At 60.5% G+C, this 24,165-nt stretch carries 24 protein-coding genes; 19 read left to right on the top strand and 5 right to left on the bottom strand.

The window, feature by feature from the left end; all coding sequences use genetic code 11:
• Window positions 1-11 precede the first annotated feature (11 nt).
• The 12 genes from Q2T52_RS22785 to Q2T52_RS22730 all read left to right on the top strand — a co-directional run bounded on the left by Q2T52_RS22785 (window position 12) and on the right by Q2T52_RS22730 (window position 12,124).
• Window positions 12-1,109, top strand: coding sequence for an ABC transporter substrate-binding protein (locus Q2T52_RS22785; protein WP_302079255.1), 1,098 nt, complete (start codon window positions 12-14; stop codon window positions 1,107-1,109).
• The gene (locus tag Q2T52_RS22780) at window positions 1,109-2,173 is read left to right on the top strand and encodes a FecCD family ABC transporter permease (protein WP_302079186.1); all 1,065 of its coding nucleotides are present in this window, start codon (window positions 1,109-1,111) and stop codon (window positions 2,171-2,173) included. Before Q2T52_RS22785 ends, Q2T52_RS22780 begins: the two co-directional genes overlap by 1 nt.
• Window positions 2,167-2,919: an ABC transporter ATP-binding protein gene (locus Q2T52_RS22775; protein ID WP_302079185.1), complete on the top strand. Its 753-nt coding sequence runs from the start codon at window positions 2,167-2,169 to the stop codon at window positions 2,917-2,919. Before Q2T52_RS22780 ends, Q2T52_RS22775 begins: the two co-directional genes overlap by 7 nt.
• 650 nt (window positions 2,920-3,569) lie before the next feature.
• The gene (locus Q2T52_RS22770; RefSeq protein ID WP_302079184.1) at window positions 3,570-4,676 is read left to right on the top strand and encodes a BMP family ABC transporter substrate-binding protein; all 1,107 of its coding nucleotides are present in this window, start codon (window positions 3,570-3,572) and stop codon (window positions 4,674-4,676) included.
• 274 nt (window positions 4,677-4,950) lie between these two features.
• Window positions 4,951-6,060, top strand: a complete 1,110-nt coding sequence (locus Q2T52_RS22765; RefSeq protein ID WP_302079254.1) for an ABC transporter permease — start codon at window positions 4,951-4,953, stop codon at window positions 6,058-6,060.
• Window positions 6,057-6,989 carry an ABC transporter permease gene (locus Q2T52_RS22760; RefSeq protein WP_302079183.1) on the top strand — a complete coding sequence of 311 codons (933 nt, stop codon included), beginning with the start codon at window positions 6,057-6,059 and terminating at the stop codon, window positions 6,987-6,989. The genes Q2T52_RS22765 and Q2T52_RS22760 overlap by 4 nt, the downstream gene beginning before the upstream one ends.
• An 8-nt stretch (window positions 6,990-6,997) precedes the next feature.
• Window positions 6,998-7,720, top strand: a complete 723-nt coding sequence (gene biuH / locus Q2T52_RS22755) for a biuret amidohydrolase (protein WP_302079182.1) — start codon at window positions 6,998-7,000, stop codon at window positions 7,718-7,720.
• Window positions 7,720-8,799 carry a cyanuric acid amidohydrolase gene (gene atzD / locus Q2T52_RS22750; RefSeq protein ID WP_302079181.1) on the top strand — a complete coding sequence of 360 codons (1,080 nt, stop codon included), beginning with the start codon at window positions 7,720-7,722 and terminating at the stop codon, window positions 8,797-8,799. Before biuH ends, atzD begins: the two co-directional genes overlap by 1 nt.
• Before the next feature lie 2 nt (window positions 8,800-8,801).
• On the top strand, window positions 8,802-10,343 hold the full coding sequence (locus Q2T52_RS22745; protein ID WP_302079180.1) for an ABC transporter ATP-binding protein: 1,542 nt from the start codon (window positions 8,802-8,804) through the stop codon (window positions 10,341-10,343).
• Window positions 10,344-10,356: 13 nt separating this feature from the next.
• Window positions 10,357-11,040: a cysteine hydrolase family protein gene (locus Q2T52_RS22740; protein WP_302079179.1), complete on the top strand. Its 684-nt coding sequence runs from the start codon at window positions 10,357-10,359 to the stop codon at window positions 11,038-11,040.
• 19 nt (window positions 11,041-11,059) lie between these two features.
• On the top strand, window positions 11,060-11,434 hold the full coding sequence (gene hpxZ / locus Q2T52_RS22735; protein ID WP_302079253.1) for an oxalurate catabolism protein HpxZ: 375 nt from the start codon (window positions 11,060-11,062) through the stop codon (window positions 11,432-11,434).
• Window positions 11,435-11,449: 15 nt separating this feature from the next.
• A complete protein-coding gene (locus Q2T52_RS22730; RefSeq protein ID WP_302079178.1) occupies window positions 11,450-12,124 on the top strand; it encodes a GntR family transcriptional regulator in 675 nt (224 codons plus the stop codon).
• On the opposite strand, the gene Q2T52_RS22725 is transcribed toward Q2T52_RS22730, so the two are convergent.
• Window positions 12,106-12,726, bottom strand: a complete 621-nt coding sequence (locus Q2T52_RS22725) for a LysE family translocator (RefSeq protein ID WP_302079177.1) — start codon at window positions 12,724-12,726, stop codon at window positions 12,106-12,108. The genes Q2T52_RS22730 and Q2T52_RS22725 overlap by 19 nt on opposite strands.
• A 292-nt stretch (window positions 12,727-13,018) precedes the next feature.
• Between Q2T52_RS22725 and Q2T52_RS22720 the strand changes: the two genes are divergently transcribed.
• On the top strand, window positions 13,019-13,177 hold the full coding sequence (locus tag Q2T52_RS22720) for a YqaE/Pmp3 family membrane protein (protein WP_302079176.1): 159 nt from the start codon (window positions 13,019-13,021) through the stop codon (window positions 13,175-13,177).
• Between the two features lie 6 nt (window positions 13,178-13,183).
• Here Q2T52_RS22720 and Q2T52_RS22715 read toward each other — a convergent pair whose 3' ends face one another.
• On the bottom strand, window positions 13,184-14,332 hold the full coding sequence (locus Q2T52_RS22715) for an ROK family transcriptional regulator (protein WP_302079174.1): 1,149 nt from the start codon (window positions 14,330-14,332) through the stop codon (window positions 13,184-13,186).
• 137 nt (window positions 14,333-14,469) lie between these two features.
• Between Q2T52_RS22715 and Q2T52_RS22710 the strand changes: the two genes are divergently transcribed.
• The 5 genes from Q2T52_RS22710 to Q2T52_RS22690 all read left to right on the top strand — a co-directional run bounded on the left by Q2T52_RS22710 (window position 14,470) and on the right by Q2T52_RS22690 (window position 19,463).
• A complete protein-coding gene (locus Q2T52_RS22710) occupies window positions 14,470-15,711 on the top strand; it encodes an extracellular solute-binding protein (RefSeq protein ID WP_302079173.1) in 1,242 nt (413 codons plus the stop codon).
• A 74-nt stretch (window positions 15,712-15,785) separates the two neighbouring features.
• On the top strand, window positions 15,786-16,829 hold the full coding sequence (locus tag Q2T52_RS22705; protein WP_302079172.1) for an ABC transporter ATP-binding protein: 1,044 nt from the start codon (window positions 15,786-15,788) through the stop codon (window positions 16,827-16,829).
• Window positions 16,829-17,686 carry an ABC transporter permease gene (locus tag Q2T52_RS22700; protein WP_302079171.1) on the top strand — a complete coding sequence of 286 codons (858 nt, stop codon included), beginning with the start codon at window positions 16,829-16,831 and terminating at the stop codon, window positions 17,684-17,686. The genes Q2T52_RS22705 and Q2T52_RS22700 overlap by 1 nt, the downstream gene beginning before the upstream one ends.
• Window positions 17,683-18,546, top strand: a complete 864-nt coding sequence (locus tag Q2T52_RS22695) for an ABC transporter permease (protein ID WP_302079169.1) — start codon at window positions 17,683-17,685, stop codon at window positions 18,544-18,546. The genes Q2T52_RS22700 and Q2T52_RS22695 overlap by 4 nt, the downstream gene beginning before the upstream one ends.
• A gap of 104 nt (window positions 18,547-18,650) precedes the next feature.
• Window positions 18,651-19,463: a glycerophosphodiester phosphodiesterase family protein gene (locus tag Q2T52_RS22690; RefSeq protein WP_436799580.1), complete on the top strand. Its 813-nt coding sequence runs from the start codon at window positions 18,651-18,653 to the stop codon at window positions 19,461-19,463.
• 130 nt (window positions 19,464-19,593) lie between these two features.
• Here Q2T52_RS22690 and Q2T52_RS22685 read toward each other — a convergent pair whose 3' ends face one another.
• Genes Q2T52_RS22685 through Q2T52_RS22675 form a run of 3 tightly spaced genes read right to left on the bottom strand, consistent with a single transcriptional unit; the run spans window position 19,594 to window position 22,605 of the window.
• Entirely contained in the window at window positions 19,594-20,238 is a 645-nt protein-coding gene (locus tag Q2T52_RS22685) for a ThuA domain-containing protein (protein WP_302079167.1), read from the bottom strand.
• An 18-nt stretch (window positions 20,239-20,256) separates the two neighbouring features.
• Window positions 20,257-21,357, bottom strand: a complete 1,101-nt coding sequence (locus Q2T52_RS22680) for a Gfo/Idh/MocA family protein (protein ID WP_302079166.1) — start codon at window positions 21,355-21,357, stop codon at window positions 20,257-20,259.
• Window positions 21,358-21,393: 36 nt separating this feature from the next.
• The gene (locus Q2T52_RS22675; protein ID WP_302079165.1) at window positions 21,394-22,605 is read right to left on the bottom strand and encodes an ROK family transcriptional regulator; all 1,212 of its coding nucleotides are present in this window, start codon (window positions 22,603-22,605) and stop codon (window positions 21,394-21,396) included.
• 188 nt (window positions 22,606-22,793) lie between these two features.
• On the opposite strand from Q2T52_RS22675, the gene Q2T52_RS22670 reads away from it, so the two are divergent.
• Window positions 22,794-24,098: an ABC transporter substrate-binding protein gene (locus tag Q2T52_RS22670; RefSeq protein ID WP_302079164.1), complete on the top strand. Its 1,305-nt coding sequence runs from the start codon at window positions 22,794-22,796 to the stop codon at window positions 24,096-24,098.
• The last annotated feature ends 67 nt before the right edge of the window (window positions 24,099-24,165 follow it).

Here is a 24,165-nt window from a genome sequence, read left to right as displayed (position 1 = left end):
TCGGTGCAGCAATGCTTTGCCTGGCAAGCCCTGCCTTTTCCGCCGATCTGGTTGATGTGGCGGGCAGAACGGTTCACCTCGACCTACCGGCCAAACGGGTCATTGTCGGCGAAGCGCGCCAAGTGCATGTCATCGCGGCCCTCAAGGGCGAACATACTTTCGATACGATTGTTGGTTGGCGTGACGACCTGCTGAAGAAGGATCCTGACAGCTACGCCGCCTATGTCGAACACTTCCCGGCGATCGAGAAGCTTCCGCGGTTTGGCTACGTTCCTTCAGGCGATTTCGACCTTGAAACGGCCATTACGCTGAAGCCGGATGTCATCACGCTGAACCTGGAGGCCGCGAAGGTGGCAAAGGAAAGCGGGTTTGAAGCCAAGGCGCAGGCCGCAAATATCCAGGTCATTTATCTCGACTTCCGTCTAGACCCGGACAAGAATACCGAGAAATCAATCAGGATTCTGGGACAAATCTTCGGAGGCGAAGAGAAGGCGAACGAACTGATCTCCTATCGCCGGGCCGAGATCGCGCGGGTGGCCGACCGTGTTGCCGCCGCCAAGGATCTGAAGCGGCCCAAGGTCTTCATCGAACGTGCGCCCGGCATTTCCGGCGAGGACAAATGCTGCCGAACGTTCGGCCCCTATAATTTCGGAGCCATGGTGGATATGGCCGGGGGCCAGAGCATTGCTGACGGCATTATTAAGACCACGTTCGGCGATCTAAACCCCGAACAACTCGTCGTATCTGACCCGGATCAGGTAATCGTCACCGGTTCGAACTGGGCCGCGGAATCCGACATCAACAAATTCGTTGCCGTCGGGCGTGGCGCGGACATGGCTGCAGCGCGCAGCCGCCTGAAGGATCTGATGACCCGTGTGCCGTTCCCGGAATTGAAGGCGGTGAAAACAGGCCAGGTGCATGCCGTCTGGCATCAATTTTATGGCGCACCGTACGAATTCATTCCGATCCAGCAGTTCGCCAAGTGGTTCCTTCCGGAGCTGTTTGCGGATCTCGACCCGGAAAAGACCTTCCGCGATTTCCACGAGAAATTCCTGCCGGTCACATACAAGCCCGGCTATTTCGTCTCGCTCGACAAAGGATCGAACTGATGGTTGCTCTCACCGACAACCTTTCCGTAGAGGGAAGCAGTCGCTACCGCGCGCTGACCGCGCGCCGCATCCTGATCCTGTGCGGATTGGCTTTCGCGCTCGCCTTTAGCGTCGCTGTCGATATCGGCCTCGGTCCAGCCAGATATTCTCTGAGCCAGGTTCTGTCTGCCATCTTCACGCCCGGTCAGGTTTCGAACCAGTTGCGCGTGGTGATCTGGGATATCCGTATGCCGATAGCGCTAATGGCGGTGACCGTTGGCGCCTGCCTATCGCTCGCCGGTGCGCAGATGCAGACCATCCTTGCCAACCCGCTGGCGAGCCCGTTTACGCTCGGCATTTCAGCAGCCGCAGGCTTTGGCGCGGCGCTGGCGCTCGTGGCAGGTGTTGCGATCTTCCCGACAGCGATCGAATTCATGATCCCCATCAATGCCTTTCTGATGGCGATGGCGGCTTCCCTCTTCATCTATGGCGTCTCGACACTGCGCGGCGTAACCGTCGAAACCATTGTATTACTTGGGATCGCTCTGGTCTTCACCTTCAACGCGCTGCTCTCGCTTCTCGAATATCTGGCGTCGGAACAGGCGCTCGCCGCTGTCGTGTTCTGGACCATGGGCAGCCTCACCAAGGCCACCTGGACAAAGGTTGCCGTCACGGCTCTGGTTCTGGTGTTCTGCGTACCGCTGTTTGCCCGCCGCGCCTGGGCGCTGACGGCTCTTAGGCTCGGTGACGACAAGGCGGCGAGCCTCGGCGTCAACGTTCGCGCACTTCGGCTTGAAACCATGCTGCTGGTCAGCCTTCTGGCGGCTATTCCCGTATCCTTCGTCGGCACAATCGGCTTCATCGGGCTCGTCGGCCCGCATATTGCCCGCATGGTGGTGGGCGAAGACCAGCGCTTCTTCCTGCCCGGCTCGGTGATCTGTGGCGCCCTTCTCCTGTCGGCCACGTCGGTCGTTTCGAAGATGCTGATCCCCGGTGCAATCCTGCCGATCGGCGTGATTACCGCCTTGGTCGGTGTACCCTTCTTCTTCTCGCTTATCTTCACCAACCGGAGGCGCGCATGGTAGCCCTGAAGCTCAATGATATCGGCGCGCGCTACGGCCGAACGCAGGTCTTCGAAGGCGTCTGCACTGATTGGCTGAAAGGCGGGGAACTGACGGCGCTGATCGGCCCCAACGCCGCCGGCAAATCGACGCTCTTCAAGCGCATTGCCGGGCTTCTGGCCGGGCCGGGTGTGGTGCAGGTGGAGGATGTTCGTGAAGGCCATCGGCCCATCTGCTACATGCCGCAGGATACCGGCGCCAATGCGGTGCTGACCGTTTACGAATCCGTTCTTCTTGCAGCCAAACAGGGGTCCGGCTGGCGCGTTGCCGATAACGACCTGTCGGAGATCGACCGTATCCTCTCGGCACTCCGCATTACCGATCTCGCCTTTCGTGACCTCGGCGCACTATCGGGAGGCCAGCGGCAGTTGGTGGCCATCGCGCAGGCGCTCGTGCGCAAGCCTGAAGTGTTGCTGATGGACGAGCCGACATCTGCGCTGGACCTGTTTCGCCAGATCGAGGTACTCGATTTCATGAAGCGCGTGGCAGCCGCTGAAAACATGGCTGTGCTGATTGCGCTGCACGACCTGAACCACGCCCTGCGCTATTGCAGCCAGGCCATGGTGATCCACGCTGGACGGCTGGTCGCCTCGGGTCCCAGTGCCGAGGTGATCACCTCAGACATGCTGCGGACGATCTACCGCGTGGACGCGCGCATTGAGGATTGCAGCCAGGGCCGGCCAGTGATCATCGTGGACGGTTGTGTCTAACGAAAAACGGGCCGAATTTTCACCGAAGCAATACAATGACACGGCCTTAGCCCCGTCGGCCAGACGTAATATTATCTGGCCAACGGGGAATATTCCAACGCGCAGTAAGAGAAAGTCGGCTGCTCATGCATTTGCAGTCTACAGCAAACACATCAATGCGCAGAATGACAGCCGCCGCGCTTGGGGTTGTGATCGTGGTAACGAACCTGTTCGCCGCCACCGCCGGATACCTGTGATCGCGTGCCGTCATCCGATCAACAGACCCGTTTTCTAGGCCTTGCGCGGGTCTTTCGGGCTGCGGTTTTCTGAGGGAACCGGTGGAAGACGGCCGTTCATCACGACCTTCTAATTAGTAGCTGTCATAGCTATCGAACACCGCTGGATGGTGGCGTTTCCTGTGTTCAGCAACGCCCTGAGCAGGCATATCCGCGGTAACGCGATTGTATGCAATGGTATCATGCATGGCTATTTTTAGTTCACAATAATAATATTGGTTAATAATTGATCATTTTGGTTTCGTCCCTATTGCGGCCGGATTGTAGAATTTCAGGAGGTTAACGGTCGCCAGTGGGGAAAACTCGCGTGGCACGCGCTTTGCTTTCCTTTCTTCGAAAGCCCATCCACGGGTCAAACAAGAAGGGGAGCATAGCATGTCACGTTTCGAAATCTCCCGCCGCTCGCTGATCAAGACCGGCCTGGCCGGTATCGCAGCCTCGGCGTTGCCCATGCGCATCGCAACAGCCGCATCGCCTGTCACCGTCGGCATTGTCTATGTCGGCCCGCGTGACGACTTCGGCTGGAACCAGGCTCATGCCGTCGCCGCCAAGGCTCTTAAGGGCGTTTCCGCCGTGACCGTTGTCGAAGAAGAAAACGTACCCGAAACCGATGCCGTCGCCAAGTCGATGGAATCGATGATCAACCTTGACGGAGCGAACCTCGTTCTCGCGACCTCCTTCGGCTACTATAATCCCTTCGTCGTCGATCTGGCGAAGAAATATCCCAAGGTGGAATTTCGCCACGCGGCACCACTCTGGAGCAAGGACAAGGATCCGAAGAATGCCGGCTCCTATTTCCCCTATCTCAACCAGGCACATTATGTGAACGGCGTCGCCGCCGGCCTCTCCTCGCCATCAGGCAAGATCGGCTTCGTGGCTGCAAAGCCCATTCCGTCCGTTCTCTCCAACATCAATTCCGTTCTGCTCGGCGCCCGCTCGGTCAAGCCGGATGCAACCGTTCGCGTGATCTTCACGGGTGACTGGTCGCTGCCGGTTCGTGAAGCCGAAGCGACCAACGCTCTGGTCGATGCCGGCTGCGATGTCATCACCTGCCACGTGGACAGCCCGAAGGTGGTGATCCAGACGGCGGAAGGCCGCGGCGTCAAGACGCTTGGCCACAACGCATCCCAGGCGCCGCTGGCACCAAAGGGCTTCATCACCGGCGCCGAATACAAGTGGGAAACCATCTACAAGTCGTTTGCCGCCGATATCGCGGCCGGCAAGACGCTGCCGAACTTCCTCGTCGGCGGGTTTGACAAGGACATGCTGCAGAACACGGCTTACGGCGCCGGTGCCTCCGACGCCGCCAAGAAAGCCGCCGACGCGGCGATTGCCGGCCTCAAGAAGGGCGACCCGATCTACAAGGGCACACTCAAGGACAACAAGGGCAATGTCGTCGTCAACAAGACCTACGACAATTACGACCCCTATCTCGATGGCATGAACTGGCTGCTGGAAGGCGTTCAGGGCTCGATTACGTGATCGTGCTCTGCGCTGACGGTCGTAGCCAGCAGAAGCCCCCTCCCCAACCCCTCCCCACAAGGGGGAGGGGCTAACCCAGCCGCCCTGCCGTCCCCAGACATTATCGGGTGAGGTCCAGGCTGGTCGGTGCCACTGGTTTTCTCTCCCCTTGTGGGGAGATGGCCGGCAGGCCAGAGGGGGTCTTGAGCCTAAGCACCGCCGCCGCCCACCGAAAAGCAGGTTCGCCCATCACGCTGGGCGGTCCTCCGTTGAGAGGAGAACGCAAGTGGCAGACATGACGGTTCAGTCCCTTTCGATAGCCCAGATCAAGCGCAGGCCCAGTGTTGGGACGTTGCGGCTGGCGGAAGCCATCATCATTCCGGTAGCGGCGCTGATCGTCTCTGCCCTGATCTTTTCGATCTTCCTGCTGGTGCTCGACAAGTCGCCGATCACCTTCTTCACCCTGATCTGGACCGGCGGCTTTGGCTCCAGCTTCTCCTTCCAGAACACATTGCAAAGGGCGGCACCGCTGATCCTGACCGGATTGGCCTTTGCCGTGCCTGCCCGCATCGGATTGACCATGATCGGCGGTGAAGGGGCGCTGGTGCTCGGCGGACTGTCGGCCGCGGCGATCGCGATACCGCTCGTCTCGGCTGGCGTACCGGCGTTTCTGACACTTCCGGTCATGGCAATCGCGGCAATGCTGGCGGGCGGGTTGTGGATCGGCTTTGCCGGCTGGCTACGCTACTATCGCGGTGTCAACGAGACGATCTCCTCGCTGCTGCTCTCCTATATCGCGATCGCCACCATGAACTTCTTCGTGGAAGGCATCCTGCGCGATCCGGCTTCCGCCAACAAACCGTCGACCATGCCGATCGGCGACGCCTATCGCATCGGCGCCATTCCCGGCACGCAGGTCCATTGGGGGCTGGCGGCGGGTCTGATCCTGGCCGTGGTGCTGCATATCCTCATGACGCGCACCACCTTCGGCTTCGCGGCCCGCGTCACCGGCGGCAATGCCCGGGCGGCGCTGGCGCAAGGACTGCCGGTCGGGAAGCTCATTGTCATCTGCACCATGATTGCCGGCGCCTGCGCAGGGCTTGCCGGCTTTTATGAAGTGGCGGCCGTGCATGGACAGGCCAATGCCTCGCTGGTGGCGGGCTACGGCTTCACCGGCATCCTCGTCGCCTTCCTGGCGCGGCAAGTGCCGCTCGCCGTTATCCCGGTCGCCATCCTGTTCGGTGCGCTGAATGCCGCCGGCGGCGTGATCCAGCGGCGCATGGGCATGCCGGATGCGACCGTTCTGGTGCTGCAGGGGCTGATCTTCGTGGTGCTTTTGACCAGCGAAACCTTCTATGGCCGCATTCCCTTCCTGCAGCCGAAACGCGTGGAGGACCGCACATGATCGATGTCGTACAGGATGGTGCGGTCGTGACCGCACTGATTGCCATGCTGGGCGGCGCGATCCGCGTCTCCACGCCCTTCATGTTCGTCGCACTCGGCGAATGCCTGACGGAGAAATCCGGGCGTATCAATCTCGGCCTGGAAGGCAGCCTCGTACTCGGTGCCATGATTGCCTATGCCGGTTCCTTCCTGACCGGCAGCCCTTGGGCGGGCGTGTTGTTTGCCGGCTGCGCCGGTCTGGTGCTGGGTGCCCTGCACGGCTTCATCTGCAAGCTGCCCAAGGTCAACGACATCGCCGTCGGCATCGCCTTCATGAGCTTCGGCACCGGCCTCGCCTTCTTCTTCGGCAAGCCCTACATACAGCCGCAGGCGCCGCGCCTGGAAGCGATCCATCTCGGCGACTGGACGGGCGACCATCGCCTGGCGCAGGCGCTGGAAGTCAACCCGCTGTTCTTTGTCGGCGTAGCGCTCGCCGTCTTCATGTGGTGGGCCTTCCGCAACACCCGCTGGGGCCTGATCGTCCGGATGACAGGGGACAGCGCGCCTGCTGCCAAGGCCATGGGTGTGTCAGTCGATCTCGTCCGCTTCCTTGCCACCGCCGTCGGCGGCTTCATGGCAGGCGTCGGCGGAGCATTCCTCTCGCTCTATTATCCCGGCTCCTGGAACCAGGGACTTTCCTCCGGCCAGGGCTTGATGGCCGTGGCGCTCGTCATCTTCGCCCGCTGGGGGCCGCTGCGCTGCATTCTGGCCGCCCTCCTCTTCGGTGCAGCCGGCGCGCTGGGGCCATCGCTGCAGTCCGTCGGCATCAGCCAGGGCTACTACTTCTTCAACGCCGCCCCTTACATCCTCACGCTGTTCATCATGGTCGCCTCGGCGCGGTCGAAGGTGTCGGCCCGTGAGGCCCCGGGCGAACTTTCCATTACCAAGTGAGGTACCACATGACGTCTCTCGACGAACGGATCGCACAGGCCCTGATCCCCGGCGGCACGACGCTTGCCGCCGATCCCTATCCCTGGCCCTTCGATGGTAATTGGGGACCGCACAATACCGCCCTTGTCGTCATCGATATGCAGACGGATTTCTGCGCACCGGGCGGCTATGTCGACAGCATGGGCTACGACATTTCCCTGACCCGCAAGCCGATCGAGCCGATCCAGGCTGTCTTGGCGGCCATGCGCGCCAAGGGGTACCCCATCATCCATACCCGCGAGGGCCACAAGCCTGACCTATCCGATCTGCCCGCCAACAAGCGCTGGCGCTCGCAGCGCATCGGTGCCGGCATCGGCGATCAGGGTCCGTGCGGGCGTATTCTGGTGCGTGGCGAGCCGGGCTGGGAAATCATTCCCGAACTGCAGCCGGAACCGGGCGAGGCCATCATCGACAAGCCCGGCAAGGGCACCTTCCTCGCCACGGATTTCGAACTGGTGCTACGCATGAAAAACATCCGCAACATCGTCTTTACCGGCGTTACGACGGATGTCTGCGTGCATACCACCATGCGTGATGCCAATGATCGCGGCTATGAATGCCTGCTGCTGGAAGACTGCTGCGCGGCGACAAAGGTCGAGAACCACCTCGCCGCCGTCGACATGATCAAGATGCAGGGCGGGGTGTTCGGCGCGGTCTCCAATTCGGTCGATTTCATCAAGGCCCTGCCCTGATGCCTGAAGCGAAAGTGCACCGCATTGCCACCACCGGCCCGGATGATGTCTCCGGCATCGCTTCTGCGATTGCGTCAGGCGCGATCTCGCCTGATGGCATTGTCGCGATCCTCGGCAAGACTGAAGGCAATGGCTGCGTCAACGATTTCACCCGCGCCTTTTCCGTTCATATGCTCAAGGCTGAATTGTCGCGGCATCTGCCACATACGGCGTTGGACGAGATCGCCTATGTCATGTCCGGCGGAACCGAAGGTGCGTTGTCTCCGCATATTCTGGTGCTGGAACGGACGGCAGGCCAAGAGATTGGCGATGAGCAGTCCCTGGCTATCGGACGGGCGCTGACACCTGCCCTTCCCCCGAAAGACCTGGGTCGGCTGGCACAGGTGGAGATGGTGGCGGCAGGGGTGCGCGCTGCCATTCGTGATGCCGGGATCGACGCCCTCAGCGATGTCCATTTCGTGCAGATCAAATGCCCGCTTCTGACATCCGACAGGATCCAACGCGCTGAGACCGAAGGCCATTCCACGGCCACGCGCGATACGCTGAAATCCATGGGTCTTTCCCGCGCTGCCTCGGCGCTGGGCGTGGCTGTGGCCCTCGGGGAATTACAGCTCTCCGATATCGATGACACGCAGATCGGGCGGGACATGTCGCTCTGGTCTTCCCGCGCCAGCACATCCGCCGGGGTGGAGCTGGAAAATCATGAGATCGTCGTTCTTGGCATGAGCCGTCAATGGAGTGGGCCGCTGGCGGTAGATCACGCCGTCATGGCCGATGCCATCGACGTGGCCCCTGTGAAGGCTGCGCTTGATCGCCTCAACCTCGGCCGCGACGACGCTTCGCTGGTCGCGCTGCTCGCCAAGGCGGAGCCGGGCACGAGCGGTCGCCTGCGCGACTCCCGGCATACTATGCTTGACGACAGCGATATTTCCGCCACCCGCCACGCCCGCGCCTTCGTGGGCGGCGTCCTGGCGGGGCTGGTTGGGACGACGGAGATCTTCGTCTCCGGCGGCGCGGAACATCAAGGGCCGGACGGCGGCGGCCCCGTTGCCATCATTGCCAGACGAAACGGAGGATGATCATGAGCGCACTTGCATCCGAAATGCCCCTGGCCCGGAAGGCGCCATCGCTTTCTGCAACGGGCATGACCAAGACCTTTGGCAGTTTTACAGCACTCGGCGATGTATCAATCGATGTCGCGGCGGGCTCCTTCCATGCGCTGCTCGGGGAAAACGGTGCTGGAAAATCCACCCTCGTCAAATGCATCATGGGCTTCTATTCCGCCGACAAGGGCCAAGTGACGCTGGATGGCCAGGAAATTTCCATCCGCTCGCCGCGTGATGCCCGCGCCCACGGCATCGGCATGGTCTACCAGCACTTTACCTTGGTGCCCTGTCTGACGGCGGCAGAAAACCTCGTCATATCCCGTGCAGACGCACCCTCGGTGATCAATTGGGTGAAGGAGCGCAAGGCGCTCGACGCCTTCATGGAAACCATGCCCTTCCGGGTGCCGCTCGATGCGCAGGTGTCCTCGCTTTCCGCCGGTGAGAAGCAGAAGCTCGAAATCCTGAAGCTGCTCTATCTCGACCAGCGCTTCATGATCCTCGATGAGCCGACCTCAGTGCTGACGCCGGGGGAAGCGGATGAGATGCTCGGCCTGCTGCATGGCATGTGCGATCGCGGCGAGATCACCGTCCTGATGATCTCCCACAAGTTCCGCGAGGTGAAAACCTTCTGCGACCGTTTCTCGGTCCTCAGACGCGGTCGTCTGACCGGCGAAGGCGACGCCAAGCTCGCGACCGTCGAAGAGATGAGCCGCATGATGATCGGTGACACGGAGGTGCGCGAGCGCGCCGCCCGCGTATCGCATGCCGAAACCAAGGAGGTCCTGGAACTTGCCGGTCTCTGCGCCGAGGATGATGCGGGTCTGCCCGCCATCCAGGGCGTCAACCTCAAGATCAAGGGCGGCGAGATTGTCGGCATCGCCGGAGTCTCCGGCAATGGCCAGAGCGCGCTGGTGGAGGCGTTGGCGGGCCAGCGTCCTCTCACTGACGGCGAAATCACCATTCACGGTGAGATCTTCACCCCGAAGCGGGGCAATTTCGACCGCTTCAAGGTGTTCGGCCTGCCCGAGGAGCCGCTGAAGAACGCCACCGTGCCGCGCATGAGCGTGGCGGAAAACATCGCCTTCCGCTCCTTCGACAAGCCGCCGATCACCAGTCTTGGCTGGTGGATGTCGAAGGGCCCGATGCGCGCCAAGGCGGAGGAACTGATTGCCCGCTACCGGGTGAAGACGACTTCGCCCGATGCGCCGATCGAAACGCTCTCCGGCGGCAATGTGCAGCGCGCCGTGCTGGCTCGCGAACTCTCCGGCGATGTGGATGTGCTGATCGTCGCCAATCCCTGCTTCGGGTTGGACTTTGCATCGGTCGCCGATATCCGCAGCCAGATCATGGAGGCTCGCAACCGGGGTGCAGCCGTGCTGCTGGTCTCGGAAGATCTGGACGAGATCCTGGAACTGGCGGACCGTGTGGCTGTCATGTCCGGCGGCACGATCTCCTATGTCGCGCCGATCGAGGCGACCGATCGCAACACGATCGGCCAGCACATGGCCGGACATTGAGGTGGAGGCATTCATGACGTTTCCCGTACCCGCCCGCCCCTATCCCTTTCCCTTCGCCCCCGGCCGCACCGCACTTGTCGTCATCGACATGCAGCGGGATTTCATCGAGAAAGGCGGCTTCGGCGACAGCCTCGGCAATGATGTGACCCGGCTGGAAGCGATCATTCCGACGACGGCAAAGCTCATAGACCTCTTCCGTCGCAAGAAGTGGCCGGTCGTGCATACGCGCGAGGCGCATCTGCCTGACCTTTCCGACTGCCCGCCCTCCAAAATAAGGCGCGGCGATGCGCCGCTTAGGATCGGCGAGGAAGGTGCGATGGGCAGGCTTCTGGTGCGCGGCGAGCCCGGCAACCAGATCGTGGATAGCCTGAAGCCGATCGCCGGCGAGATCGTCATCGACAAGCCCGGCAAGGGCATGTTCTGGAATACGGATATCCAGCCCATCCTCGACAACAAGGGCGTCACGCATCTGGTGTTTGCCGGCGTCACGACGGAGGTCTGCGTGCAGACCTCGATGCGGGAAGCCAATGACCGGGGCTATGAGTGCCTGCTGATCGAGGACGCCACGGAAAGCTACTTCCCGGAATTCAAGCAGATAGCGATCGAGATGATCGTGGCGCAGGGCGGCATCGTTGGATGGGCGACACCCTTTGCGGCCCTGGAAGCGGCGGTGACCAAGGCGCTCGCGCATGCATGACGCAGAGAAAGACAGGCTGATGGAAATCAACCACCCCGAAACGCAGGCAGAAGTGGAGGCCATCTTCGCCGCCTATGAGAAAGCCCTGCTGGCCAATGACAATGCCACGCTGCTCTCCATGTTTCTCGACAATGCGGCCACCATCCGCTACGGGGTGAGCGAAGTGCAGCATGGATATGGCGAGATCACCGCCTTCCGCAAAAGCCAGACGCCGTTTACGCGCCGGCTGGAGAAGACTGTGATCACCACCTATGGCCGCGATTTTGCGACCGCATCGACGCTGTTCATCCGACCGGATCTTCCGGGAGAGATCGGGCGGCAGATGCAGACCTGGGTCAGGACATCGGACGGCTGGAAGGTGGCGGCAGCGCATGTAAGCATGATGCCGGAGTAAGGAAACGGAGCGACCGTGCTGGAAAAGGCGCCGCGCACATCCACGGAAGATATCCGGCGCCAACTGGCCGAACGGATCATCAGCAGCGAGCTGCCGCCCGGCACCGTTCTGGATGAAACCCAGCTGGCGTCGGAATTCTGTGTCTCCCGCACGCCGGTTCGCGAGGCGCTGAAGCAGCTTGCGGCGAGCGGCCTGGTGGACCAGCGCCCGCACACCCGCACGGTCGTCGCTAAGCCGGACGAGAAAAAGCTTGCCGGCATGTTCGAACTGATGGGACATCTGGAAGCGCTTTGCGCGGGCCTCAGTGCCTCACGCATGTCGCCGCAGGAACGAGATGCACTGGACACGCTGCACGGCGAAATGGCGCTGATCGTTTCCGCCGGAGACCGGCAGGCCTACATCACTGCCAATGAACGTTTTCATGCCGCGATTTATCGCGGTAGCCAGAACCCTTATCTTGAAGAAATAACGCTTTCCACCCGCCAGCGCCTGCAGCCCTTTCGTCGCGCGCAGTTCTCCACGCTTGGCCGTCTGGCCAAGTCCCATGCGGAACACGGCATGATCTTGGAGGCGATTCTGCGCGGCAACCAGACGGAAGCAGAGCGCATGATGCATACCCACATCACGCTGGTGGAAGATGCCTATCGGCGTATCGGTCACGCGGCGGATGATCAGGCAACGAGAGTGTAACCCGCCGAGCCGAGCGCGACCACACCGAAGACGATGAGGAGATAGCTGGTGCCGCGCGATACCTTTGCCGCGACGCTTTCGGTCAAGCGGTTGCGGGCGAAATCGACGGCGGCACTCAGGCAGAACCACCAGGCGAGCGAACCCACCAGCACGCCGGAGACGATGACCGCGGAGCTGAAGCGCGACGTTTCATTGAGAAGACCAAAGCCCGCAAACAACGCACCGAAGGACAGGATCGTCGCCGGGTTGGATATCGTCAACAGAAACGTCGCGATGATCGTCCCGAACAGGCCGCTACCGCTGATCTCGGCTGCTTCGATGGCATCGCTCTTCAGGCCGCGATAGCCGAGCCAGAGAAGAAGCAGGCCACCGGCAATGGCGAGCGGCAAGGTGGCGCGCGACATGGTTTCGGAAAAGGCTGCAATACCCGTGACCGCCACAAGCGCATAACTTGCATCACCAACTGCGGTGCCGAGCCCGCAGGAAAAGCCGGCCAGAAAACCGCGCTCCAGCGTTCGGTTGATGCAGAGCATCCCGATGGGGCCAAGCGGCGCGGTAATGATCACGCCCAGCAGCGCGGCCTTCAGGAAAAGCAGGATCATTCGTCAACTATTCACAATCTGCGGTCTCCCGCGCATGGCGTCTGCGGTTGTCTAGCGAGATGGCCTTCCGTTGGAAACCGGAAAATTGCCTCTTCGCGACTTCGTTCAAAACTGTATGCTTACATCGAGCATTCGTTTCCCAGGCGTGCCAATCGTCGTGGCACAGCGTTGAATGCAAAGACTATGGAAGTTTTTGCAATAAAGCCAAGCGGGTTGCCAGCATCCACGCAGTATGGTGAACCTATTCCTGCCCCCTGCGTTGTGTGAGCGCATTCCGCCCTAGGAGATCATCGTGGACGTCATTCGCATTCTTCTTGCCATCCTGCTTCCCCCTGTCGGCGTCTTCCTTCAGGTTGGTCTCGGTCTCCATTTCTGGCTCAACATCCTGCTTACTCTGTTCGGCTACATCCCAGGCATTATCCATGCAATCTGGGTGATCCTCAAAAAGTAAGCGCTACTACATGAAGTAGCGCATCTTGAGAGGCAGCAGTGCGGCGCCAATGGCTGACGCATCGCCTTTCGTCTCGCTCAAGACCAATTGTGCTTCCTGAGGCCCGACGCCATAGCGATGTTGCCGCTTGGATGGGATTGGGCAGCGGTCGATCATCATTTGTCCCAGGTGTGGCGGTATCTGGCCGCCGAAGACAATGGCTTTTGGATCTAAGACGGAAATGAGCGTCACGACCAACCGCTCCACTTGCGGCATGGTCGTCATCAACCATTCCTCAACCCCCGGCCAATGCGGGTTGAACTGTTCGTTGAGTGCATCGACGGTACCGATATTGACCCCGTTTTGCTGCAAGATCCTCAACAGGTATTGCAGGGCGGGACGACGAGGGGATTCGTCAGGATCGTAGATCCCGGAGAATTCCCCGGCATTGCCATGAAACCCGTGAAAGGGTTGCCCATTGAGGATAAGGCCGCCACCGAAACCGTAGTTGAACGACAAATAGGCGAAGGTATCGCACCAGCGGCCGACCCCGCGCAGACTTTCGCCGATGGCGCCCGTGGTGCCGTTATTTTCCAGCCAGACTGGCAGTTGGAAGGTTTCTTCCAGGATCGGACGCAGATCGATCAGCGACCAGTTTACCAGCGGTTCCGGCGCATTGAAGAGCCGCCCATCGGAAACGAAGAAGCCCGACATCGAGAAGCCTAGGCCCACGAGGCGATCTTGCGTGAGGCCTTGAGAAACCAGCATCGAATCCCGGGCTTCGACAAAGGCGGCCAATGTCGCTTCGCGGTCTGCCGGCAGGAAATCAAGCTTCGTCTGGGCAATGATGTCGCCAGCAAAATTGGCAAGGCAGATCAGCGCGGTATCGGTGTTGATGGAGATGCCGAGTGAAAGCACCGATTCAAGCGCCAGTTCGATGACCGGACTTGGCTGGCCCCTCATCCCGCGCGCAGGCGAGCCGGCGCGCAACAATCCACGTTCCATTAGCCCCTCCACCAGACGGTGCACGGATTGCTGGGTCAGGTTGGTGTGGCCGGTGATCGCCGAACGGGCCATGGGGCCGTGACGGCGGAGAATGTCCAGGATCAAGCGCTCATTACCGCTCGCCAGCGGTTGTCGATCGAAACGGGATGGCTGATTCCGGGCGTCTGACATGGGGGGAAGGTCTAGCGCCTGGGACGTCAATCCGCAATCGCCCGCGAGCTTTCCAAGCTGCAGTCATCTTCTGTCATAAATATTACACTCAATGTGTATTAATAAGGCGCCAGTTGATCCGACCATAGGAGATCGCAATGCCGATGAAATTTTTCGCCGCTGGCGCACTGGTCCTGGCGACCTCCGTTGCGAGCCTGCTGACGCCAGCTCTGGCGGCCGATACCAATATGAAGAACCTGGACATCGATCTCTCGAAGGTCACACGAGAGAATTTCTACGACATCGTAGTACCGGCGGCCAAAGCTGAGGGCACGGTAACCATGTACAATTTTGCCGGCAGTTTCTCCGATACCTGGAAGAAACTGACCGATAGCTTTGAGGCCAAGTATGGCATCAAGGTCGTCTACAGCGATGTGAACGGCGATCAGGCAAACCAGCAGCTGATCGCCGTACAGGCGGCGGGCCAGGATGCGCCTGTCGATGTCTACTTCGCTGGCGGCGGCGGCTATCCGCTACTCTCATCCAAAGGGGTGATCGGCAAGATTGCACTGACGAAGGTCCTGCCGAACATGGCGACCTATGATCCCGTTCTTGCCGACACGGTGTTTGGCCGCGCGCATGGAGGCACCTTCCCGCTGGTGCATCTAAACCAGACGGCTATCGGCTACGACAGCGCCTTCGTGAAGGCCAATGACGTGCCGAAGAACTTCGAGGAGCTTCTCGCATGGGCGGAGAACCACCCGAAGCGTCTTGGCGTGACGCTTCCCGCCAAGGGCGGTTCTGGTAGCGGCTTCATCTATTCCGTGGCTCTCAATTACCTGACGGGCGATTGCCGCAAGACATTGATGGACTACAGCCTGACCCTGAAACAGGCTGAGGACTGGGCGATGAAATCCGAGTGCCTGAAGCCGGTCTGGGACTATTACAGCCGTCTGTTGAAGGTCGCCGAACTAACCAATGGCAATGCCGACACCCTGAACCTCATCAACAATCGCCAACTCTACATGGGCACCGTCTGGGAAGATCAGGTAATGACCTTCCTTGGCAATAAGCAACTCCCCGATAGCTTCCGCCTGACGCTCCTGGAGAAAGGTCAGGTTGGCTCCGGCGACGCCATGTTTGTACCTGCCAACGCAAAACACGTGGCAGCGGCCCTGCTGCTCGTTGATCTGGCCATGGGCAAGGATTTCCAGACCTGGAAGCTGGAAACCAAAGCCTCCCGTTCGCCGCGCACCGACATAACCAACGACCTGATCCCCGCCGCCATGAAGGAGCATGTGCTGCCGAAGAGCGTCTATCCGCGCCTTTCGGTTCCGGCCTTCTGGGACATGTCGCAGGCGCTTGCCGAAGCGCTGGATGAGAAGGTGCTGAACCAGTAACGCCTCGCTGTCGGGAGCCCCCGCATGCTGGGCTCCCGCCCCCCTTTGCTTTCCATTCCCGCGGAGAGGACTGCATGATGTCCGAACTCGAGATCAGAAACCTCACAAAGCACTATGGCGAAACCCGCGTCCTGCACCCGGTATCGCTGAGCGTCGAACGGGGCGAATTCGTCACCATTCTTGGCCCCTCCGGATGCGGAAAGTCGACGCTGCTGCGTATTTTGATGGGGATCAGCGAAGCCTCTGGCGGCGAAATTCATCTGGCGGGCAAGCGGCTCGACCTGGCTCCCCCGGAAGCGCGTGACATTGCCATGGTCTTCCAGTCCTACGCGCTGTTTCCGCACATGTCGGTTGCCAAAAATCTGGGCTTCGGACTGAAGATGAAGAATGTGCCAAAGGATGAGCGGGCGAAGCGCATCGCCCATGTGGTCGATATCTGCAATCTGCATGGCCTGCTCGACCGCATGCCTCGGCAGCTCTCGGGTGGCCAGCAGCAGCGCGTAGCTCTCGCCCGTGCAGTTGTCATGCAGCCGAGCCTGCTTTTGTTCGATGAACCGCTATCGAACCTTGATGCCAAGCTGCGCGACAGCTTGCGCCATGATCTGGTGGCGTTGCATCGGCGTATCGGCACCACCAGCCTTTACGTGACCCACGACCAGGCGGAGGCCATGGCCATGTCGGACCGCATCGTGGTGATGAATGCCGGGCGCATCGTCGAGATCGGCACGCCGCTGGAACTCTATCGTTCGCCAAGACATGTCTTCACAGCGCAATTCCTCGGCCAGACCAATCTACTCACCGTCGAAGCATCCGGAACCGGTGGGCGTCTGCCGTGGGGACAGGTGATAACGCTGGATCGCCCTGCCACCGGCACCGCGCAGGTGTCACTCCGGCCCGAGAACATCGCGATCATTGCGGATGAGAATGGAGTTGCAACCGTCTCATCGGTTGCCTTCCTCGGCGCCACTCTTTTTTACACCATGGAGATCGGGACCCTTTCGCTGAAAGTCAGCCAGGCTGGCGGCGTCGACCCTCTGTCCGTCGGAACCCGTGTGTCCTTCGATCTGGCGGGACCCGTTCACCTTCTGGATCACCTTCCCATGGCGGAGGCAGCGTGATGAGTGTGCTGCATCGACACCGCTCGCTTCAGCTTCTGTTACTCCTTACGCCGGGAGTGGGCTATCTGCTGTTCTTCTTCGGAACGCCCCTCCTCTCGGCACTCGTGGGCAGCTTCCAACTTGAAGATGGCACTTTCACCCTGAACTGGTACCAGTGCATTTTTACTCGTGCCTCGACGCTGCGGGGGCTTTCGACGTCCATCTATTACGGCACCATGCCGGTCTTGCTGTCTCTCACACTCTCCGTGCCGCTATCTCTTTTGCTGCGCAGAAGCTTCCTCGGGCGAAAGCTGTTCAGCGGCCTGTACAAGCTGCCGCTGGCTGTGCCCGGCATCATCGTCGGGCTGATGGTCATTGTCGTCTTCGAACGCGGGGGCTTCTTTGACCGGTTGCTGGCACCCATCGGCTTCACCCTGCCCAAGCTGGTACGGGATGACTGGGGCATTGGGGTCATTCTTGCCGGCGCCTGGAAGCAGGTGCCGTTCATGACCCTGATCATCACCAGCGCCTTCGCTGCCATTCCGGAAGACATTCGCCACGCGGCCCGCTCGCTCGGCGCTTCCAGGCTGAAAACCTTCCTGTTCGTCGACATTCCCTTGGCCATGCCCGGCATCACCGCGGCGATCCTGCTGACCTTCATCGGCTCCATGAGTTCATTCGCCATTCCCGACATTGTCGGGCCTCCGACGGCACGCCCCCTGTCCGTTCTGATGGTACAGGAGTTCAAGCAGGGGAGATTTGAACAGGTCTACGCCATGGGCATGGTTCTCAGCCTGTTCGCCATCATCGTGCTGCTTGCCTACTACAGCCTCACAAGCCGCATCGGTCACGACAGCCGGAAGGGAGAGCAATCATGACCCTGCTCGCTATCGATAGCCGCGAGGCGCCACGCCGCCGCCTCTTCAAAGCGGAAGACAGGCCTCTGGTATCCGCCGGTCTTTATCTTGCTCTGGCGCTTTGCATTGCCTTGCCTTTGACACTGATGTTTCTTTGGAGCGTTGCTGATGGCTGGCAGCCGCCATCAATTTTTCCGCAAAGCTTCACAACCAGCCGCTGGATCCACATCCTTGGGGATGAAAATCTTGTCGCTGCGCTCCTCACCAGTCTTTTCATCGCCTTCACCGTTACAATCCTGACGGCACTGATCGCCATGCCAACGGCTTGGGCCATGGGACGTTTCCCATTCCGTTTGAAGCGACTGGTAGAAATTTTCATCCTCGCACCCGTCATCATTCCCGGGCTTGTCGTCGCGGTGGGGGTCGGAAAGGTGTTTCTGCTGCTCGGGCTCGCCTACTCGGTGGCCGGCGTAATCATCGTGCAGATCGTCGGGACGCTGCCACTGATGATCCGTCTTATGTCCGCAACCTTCGAGACGATACCGGACGAACTGATCCATGCAGCGCGCTCGCTTGGTGCCGGCACCGCCAGCATCGTGCTGCACGTCATCCTGCCGCTCTCCGTGCCCGGCCTGCTGGCCGGCGGGCTCATGTCCTTCATCGGCAGCTTCGAGGAATTCGACAAATCTTTCATCGTCGGCGCGCCTGTAATCCAGACCCTACCCATCAAGCTCTACATGTATCTCGACCCCTATTCGATGCAGCTGCCGCTGGCGGCCATCGTCTCCTTTATCCTGCTTCTGCCTGCGTTAATCGTGTTCATCATCGCCGGGCGCATCATGCGTGACGACCTGATGGCCGCAGGCATGGGCAAGATTTGACCGTCTCCTCCATCAAACTCCCAAAACTGAAAGCAAGCGACATGTCTGCCCTCACCTTCACCGAAACGACTGCGACACCTCACGGCTCCTGCGGCATCTTGGAAATGAGTTCCCGTGCTAATCCGACCATTCTGACCATTGCCCATCGCGGGCTGTGGAAGACGACGGCAGAGAATTCTCTCGCTTCGATCCGCGCTGCTGTGGAGGCCGGTGTGGACATGGTGGAGATCGATACGCAATCGACCAGCGACGGGAAGCTTGTGGTCATTCACGACGAAACGCTCGACCGCACCACGACAGGCAAGGGCACCGTCAGCGATCTGCCCTTCGACATCATCCGTCAGGCACGTCTACTCAGCGGTGCCGGCGGTGAGGACGCCACGGTGACGGGCGAAACCGTACCCACGCTCGAAGAGATCCTTGAAGAGGCTCGAGGCCGTGTGGCGATCAATATCGACACCAAATATGCCCGTGACCTGCCTCAGGTGATGGAAACGGTGCTACGGTTGAACATTGCCGATCAGGTCGTGGTGAAGACGGATATCGACCTCGACGCCAAGCATTTCGAAGTTCTCGACGCGGACTGGTTCGGAAAGATTCCGCATATGCCAATGTTCCGCGTGCGGCCGGGCCGATTTGCGGAGGACCTTAGACAGATCGAAGCCTTGAAGGCTCCGATGATCGAGGTGAAGTTCCAGAATCTGGAAGACATCGCTTCTGCGCGGAACGAACTGGAGCGGCAGAACATCCGTGTCTGGATCAATACCTTGGATGTATCGCACTGCCTGGACTTCAACGATACCCGCGCGCTTTCCGATCCCCATGGTGTGTGGACGGTGCTGGCAGACGCAGGCGTCGGCGCCATCCAGACGGACGAAGTGGAAGCCTTCAAGGCCTGGCTCGCCTCGCGGGAATAAAATTGAGGTCCGGCTTTGGGAGGTATCGAGGTCGAATTGATCCTACACCGCTGCGCCTAACATGATTGAGGGACAGACGCTGGAGCGAGTTGTACCCTCCAGCGCCTGGATATGCGATTTCAGGGAGCAATCAATCGCGCGCGGCCCAGTTGGCGCCGCGACGAAAAATCTCGTGCATCTGCGGCACCTGAAATTCCTGCGCCACATGGCCGAGCGACGAGTAAAAGACGCGGCCCTTGCCGTAATGGCGCTTCCAGACAACAGGCATCACCACGCCGTCGATCCAGTAGGCATGTTCGCCGGTAAAGGTGGTGGTCGCCAGCACCTCGTTCGAGGGATCGACATGCATGTAATACTGCTCCGAGTGGTAGGGGAAATCGGTGATCCCCTCCATCAGCGGGTCGTCGGGCCGGGTGATATTGACGGTGTAATCGATGATATTGCCGGGATGCGCCACCCATTGGCCACCGACGATGAACTGGTATTCCACGCATTCGCGAAAGGCATCGCCGGCCCCGCCATGATAGCCGGCAAAGCCGACGCCGCTTTCGATGGCGGCTGCCAGATTCCTGGCCTCCTCCTTCTCGATCTTCGACATGGTCATGATTGGAACGATCAGCGAGAGATCGTGGATCGAAGGGTCGGCAAAGGCTTCCGTGCTGCGCTCCACATAAACCTTGAAACCATCCCCCTGCAGCATGTCACGGATAATCTCGGCGCATTGTTCCGGTTCGTGGCCGCTCCAGCCACCCCAGACGATCAGGGCTTCACGCATTGTACTTCCTCCCGGGTATCAGCGGGCCAATTGGCCATTATCAAGTGATTGCGACAGTGGGGCCGGCCGCTCGGTTTTTGTGGTGATTTCGATCGTAGAGCCGCGCTCTGCAGCAGTATGGAAGGCTTCCATCACCTCAAGCACGTGCAGCGCTAGATCGCCATTGGCGCGATGCGGCCTGCCGCTGCGGATCGCATGCGCCATATCGGCAACCCCGATCGATCGATAATTGCCATCCGCATAGGGGCGCGTGGTCTCCTGCGGCTCGAAGCTGCCGCCCTTCTTCAGATATTCGATCTGGCCGCCGAAGTGGTTGGGGTCCGGCACGATCAGTGTTCCCTCGGTACCGTAAACCTCCAAAGGCACATGCTTGTGACCCGCCACATCGAAGCTCATGCCGATTTGGACGATCGCACCGGACTCGAAGGCCATCACGCCCGCCACATGGGTAGAAACATGCACCGGAATGATTTCGCCATTGCGCGGCTGGCTAGTGATGAGACGCTCCTTGCGCGGCGCAATCGCAAAACCGGCAACCTTGGAGACCGGCCCCAGTAGATTGACGAGATCGGTGATGTAATAGGGGCCCATGTCCAGCATCGGCCCGCCACCCACTTCGTAGTAGAAGGCCGGGTTCGGGTGCCAACGCTCATGGCCCGGGCACATGAAGGTGGCGGTGCCGCCAACCGGTTGACCAAGCACACCGGAATCGATCAACTCCCTGGCCGTCTGGTGAGATCCGCCGAGAAAGGTGTCAGGTGCGGCGCCAATGCGCAGGCCCTTGGCGCGCGCCGCTTCCGCCAATGAGCGGCCTTCGGCAAAATTGATGCCCAGCGGCTTTTCCGAATAGGTGTGCTTGCCGGCCTCAAGCGCGCGCATGGCGACCGCTACGTGCGCCTTCGGGACTGTCAGATTGACGATGATCTCGATGCTCGAGTCTGCCAGCAGTTCGTCGACCGTGCGCGCGGTCACGCCGAATTCGGAGGCGCGCTGCCGCGCCAGTTCCTCGTTCAGGTCCGCAATCCCCTTGATGTCGAGAATGGGGAAGGAGGCCATGGCCTTGAGATAGGCCGAGGAAATGTTTCCGCAGCCGATGATACCGATACCAACCTTGTCCATGGATCCTCCCAGATACCAGATATGTAGAGTGAAGTCTCAAAACTGAGGCGCCGGCGCCGGTCCGGTTGTACCCCAAGGGGACTCGTAGAGCTCGCAAAGGGCGACGACCGCAGCGCCCTGCGCCCACATCTCGTCCGGCGAATTCTCAAAAACGAGTTCCGCCACCTCACGGATCGACGGCGGAATGGCACGGCGATAGGCATCCGCCAGCGTGTTGAGAAATACCTCTCCCAACAGCAGGCTCGAACCGACGATGACGACGCGGGGCGGACCGAACAGCGTGACGATATTGGCGACCGCAATGCCGATCGCCTCCCCTGCCCGTGTTGCCGCCGCCGTCAGGCCGTTGTCTTCGGCGGCTATCAGTGCTTGCGCATGCGCCATCCCGCGCCCCAGCCGTACCGCCTCCGCAAAGCGGCCCTGCTGCGACTGTTCGCCCAGAATGGCCTGTTCGCCGGCGACAGCGGAAAGCCGGATGGTTTCGGCAAGCCCGCTCCCCATCATCAGGTCGCCGAGATTGTGGCTGAGGCCGCCGGCACCGCGAAACAACTGGCCGCCGTTCAGCACGCCGAGGCCGAGCGTCTGCTCCAGCGAGACCAGCACCATGTCATCGAGATCGCGGCCCTTGCCGAACCAGTGATGCCCAAGCGTGATGGCGTGCGAGTCGCTTTCGACAATGGTCGCGACGTTCAGCCGCTGCGACATTTCGCGGGCGAAATCTACATCCGGCTCGCTGAGGATGGGGCTCGAACGGACCAGCCCGGTGCGATGCTCGATGACGCCGGGAAAGCCGATGCAGACAGTATCGATCTCGTCGAGGCTAAGCCCCGCATCCACCACGCAGCGGCGCACGCCATCCTCGATGAGATCGCTGATGACGCCAACCGGCTGGCGATTGACCCGGATTGGTAGGGAGAGGTGCGAGATCACCTCGCCGCAGAAATTGGTCACAACGAAATGCATCTGGTGGGCGGCGATCTTGGCACCGACGACGCGGGCCGCATCCGGGTTCAGCACCAGCATGACTCGTGGTCGCCCCCTGGAGGCGGCATTGCGAATATCCCCTTCGTGGCGGGTCAGGATCAGACCATCATCCAGCAGGGAGGCGGTAATCGCCGAGACGGTCGTGGTGGACAGTTGCGAGCGTTCGCTGATCTCCACTCGCGAGATGGGGCCGTGGCGGCGGATCGTGTCCAGCACGGTAAAGCGGTTGATGGCGCGCATCAGTTCCGGGTCGGCAGTCTTCATGAATCGCTGAGCGCTCGCATCGTGATTATCTTCGGTATCCGGATAAAAATAATCGGGACCTTCCCGACAAAGTCAATCCGTTTTGAAAGATTTCCTGAAAATTGCAGTTTATCAGTTGACATGCACATTGGCTTGGTCTGATTTTGTACGTGTTGAGGAATAAATGCGCACCTTGGGAGGAGAAAAGGATGACGCATCACCAGGAGACGGCGCGCCCGCGCGCCGACCGTTTCGTTCGTCTGACGATTGCCACATCACTTGCACTGGGAAGTTTCGCGGCTGTCGCTCGTGCGGAAACCGTCGTGAAGTGGATGCATGTCGAGACGGTCCCATCCAACATCAAGGTATGGCAGGAGATCGCCGACGCCTACCATGCCGCGCATCCGGACGTGCGCGTCGAATTGCAGTTTCTGGAAAACGAGGCGTTCAAGGCAAAGCTGCCGACGCTTTTGCAATCCGATGCGGCGCCGGATTTCTTCTATAGCTGGGGCGGCGGCGTACTGCGCCAGCAGGCGCAGACAGGCGCTCTCAAGGATCTCACGAGTGACATGAAGGCCGATGGCGGCGCCTGGGCGAAAACCTACAAGCCTGCGGCCCTCGACGGCCTGACCTTTGACGGCAAGACCTATGCGGTTCCCTATCGCATGGGGACGGTTGCCTTCTTCTATAACAAGCAGCTGTTCCAGAAGGCCGGCGTAAAGGCCGAGGACATCAAGACCTGGAACGACTTCCTGAAGGCGGTAAAGACGCTGAAGGATGCCGGTATCACCCCGATTGCTGGTGGTGGTGGCGAAAAATGGCCGCTGCATTTCTACTGGAGCTATCTGGTCATGCGCAATGGCGGCCAGGCGGTGTTCGATAAGGCCAAGAAGAACGAGGGCAATGGCTTCCTTGATCCCTCGATCATCAAGGCCGGCGAACAGCTAGCGGAACTCGGCAAGTTGCAGCCGTTCCAGGGCGGCTATCTCGGCGCCACCTGGCCGCAGACGCTTGGCGTGTTCGGCGATGGCAAAGCCGCGATCCTGCTGGGCTTCGAAAACACGGAACCGAACCAGGCCAAGAATGCCGGGGACGGCAAGGGACTGGCGGCCGACAATATTGGCCGCTTCCCCTTCCCCGCGGTTGAAGGTGGCGCAGGCAAGGCGACAGACACGCTGGGTGGCCTGAACGGTTGGGCCATCACCAAGAAGGCGTCACCCGCCGCAGTGGACTTCCTGAAATACCTGACCAGCCCCGAGCAGGAGCGCAAGATGGCGGCAGCTGGCATGATCATTCCGGCGGCGCTGGGCGCAGAAGATTCCTTGAAGAACCCGCTGATGCGGGAGGCCGCCGATCAACTGGCGGGGTCCACCTGGCACCAGAACTTCTTTGACCAGGATCTCGGGCCATCCGTCGGGCGAGTGGTCAACGATGTCTCGGTGGAAATCCTCTCCGGCAATATGTCGCCAAAGGATGGCGCACAGATGATCCAGGATGCGCGCGCGCTGGAATAGCGCCTCTGCGAAACAAGAACCGCCAGCAGGACTGGCGGTTCTTGCGAGACGGATTCGAGGAGGAGAC

Source organism: Rhizobium oryzicola, assembly GCF_030504645.1.
In the GTDB taxonomy this organism is placed as follows: Bacteria; Pseudomonadota; Alphaproteobacteria; order Rhizobiales; family Rhizobiaceae; genus Neorhizobium; species Neorhizobium oryzicola.
This window is presented reverse-complemented; position numbering and strand designations above follow the sequence as displayed.

Coding starts and splice junctions, on each gene's coding strand:
- Q2T52_RS22695 (WP_302079169.1), top strand. CDS start 17,683: ATGACCCTGCTCGCTATCGATAGCCGCGAGGCGCCACGCCGCCGCCTC.
- Q2T52_RS22700 (WP_302079171.1), top strand. CDS start 16,829: ATGAGTGTGCTGCATCGACACCGCTCGCTTCAGCTTCTGTTACTCCTT.
- Q2T52_RS22740 (WP_302079179.1), top strand. CDS start 10,357: ATGACGTTTCCCGTACCCGCCCGCCCCTATCCCTTTCCCTTCGCCCCC.
- Q2T52_RS22705 (WP_302079172.1), top strand. CDS start 15,786: ATGATGTCCGAACTCGAGATCAGAAACCTCACAAAGCACTATGGCGAA.
- Q2T52_RS22680 (WP_302079166.1), bottom strand. CDS start 21,357: ATGGACAAGGTTGGTATCGGTATCATCGGCTGCGGAAACATTTCCTCG.
- Q2T52_RS22785 (WP_302079255.1), top strand. CDS start 12: ATGCTTTGCCTGGCAAGCCCTGCCTTTTCCGCCGATCTGGTTGATGTG.
- Q2T52_RS22770 (WP_302079184.1), top strand. CDS start 3,570: ATGTCACGTTTCGAAATCTCCCGCCGCTCGCTGATCAAGACCGGCCTG.
- Q2T52_RS22765 (WP_302079254.1), top strand. CDS start 4,951: ATGACGGTTCAGTCCCTTTCGATAGCCCAGATCAAGCGCAGGCCCAGT.
- Q2T52_RS22780 (WP_302079186.1), top strand. CDS start 1,109: ATGGTTGCTCTCACCGACAACCTTTCCGTAGAGGGAAGCAGTCGCTAC.
- Q2T52_RS22685 (WP_302079167.1), bottom strand. CDS start 20,238: ATGCGTGAAGCCCTGATCGTCTGGGGTGGCTGGAGCGGCCACGAACCG.
- Q2T52_RS22745 (WP_302079180.1), top strand. CDS start 8,802: ATGAGCGCACTTGCATCCGAAATGCCCCTGGCCCGGAAGGCGCCATCG.
- Q2T52_RS22715 (WP_302079174.1), bottom strand. CDS start 14,332: ATGTCAGACGCCCGGAATCAGCCATCCCGTTTCGATCGACAACCGCTG.
- Q2T52_RS22690 (WP_436799580.1), top strand. CDS start 18,651: ATGAGTTCCCGTGCTAATCCGACCATTCTGACCATTGCCCATCGCGGG.
- Q2T52_RS22725 (WP_302079177.1), bottom strand. CDS start 12,726: ATGATCCTGCTTTTCCTGAAGGCCGCGCTGCTGGGCGTGATCATTACC.
- Q2T52_RS22775 (WP_302079185.1), top strand. CDS start 2,167: ATGGTAGCCCTGAAGCTCAATGATATCGGCGCGCGCTACGGCCGAACG.
- Q2T52_RS22710 (WP_302079173.1), top strand. CDS start 14,470: ATGCCGATGAAATTTTTCGCCGCTGGCGCACTGGTCCTGGCGACCTCC.
- Q2T52_RS22760 (WP_302079183.1), top strand. CDS start 6,057: ATGATCGATGTCGTACAGGATGGTGCGGTCGTGACCGCACTGATTGCC.
- Q2T52_RS22675 (WP_302079165.1), bottom strand. CDS start 22,605: ATGAAGACTGCCGACCCGGAACTGATGCGCGCCATCAACCGCTTTACC.
- hpxZ (WP_302079253.1), top strand. CDS start 11,060: ATGGAAATCAACCACCCCGAAACGCAGGCAGAAGTGGAGGCCATCTTC.
- Q2T52_RS22670 (WP_302079164.1), top strand. CDS start 22,794: ATGACGCATCACCAGGAGACGGCGCGCCCGCGCGCCGACCGTTTCGTT.
- atzD (WP_302079181.1), top strand. CDS start 7,720: ATGCCTGAAGCGAAAGTGCACCGCATTGCCACCACCGGCCCGGATGAT.
- biuH (WP_302079182.1), top strand. CDS start 6,998: ATGACGTCTCTCGACGAACGGATCGCACAGGCCCTGATCCCCGGCGGC.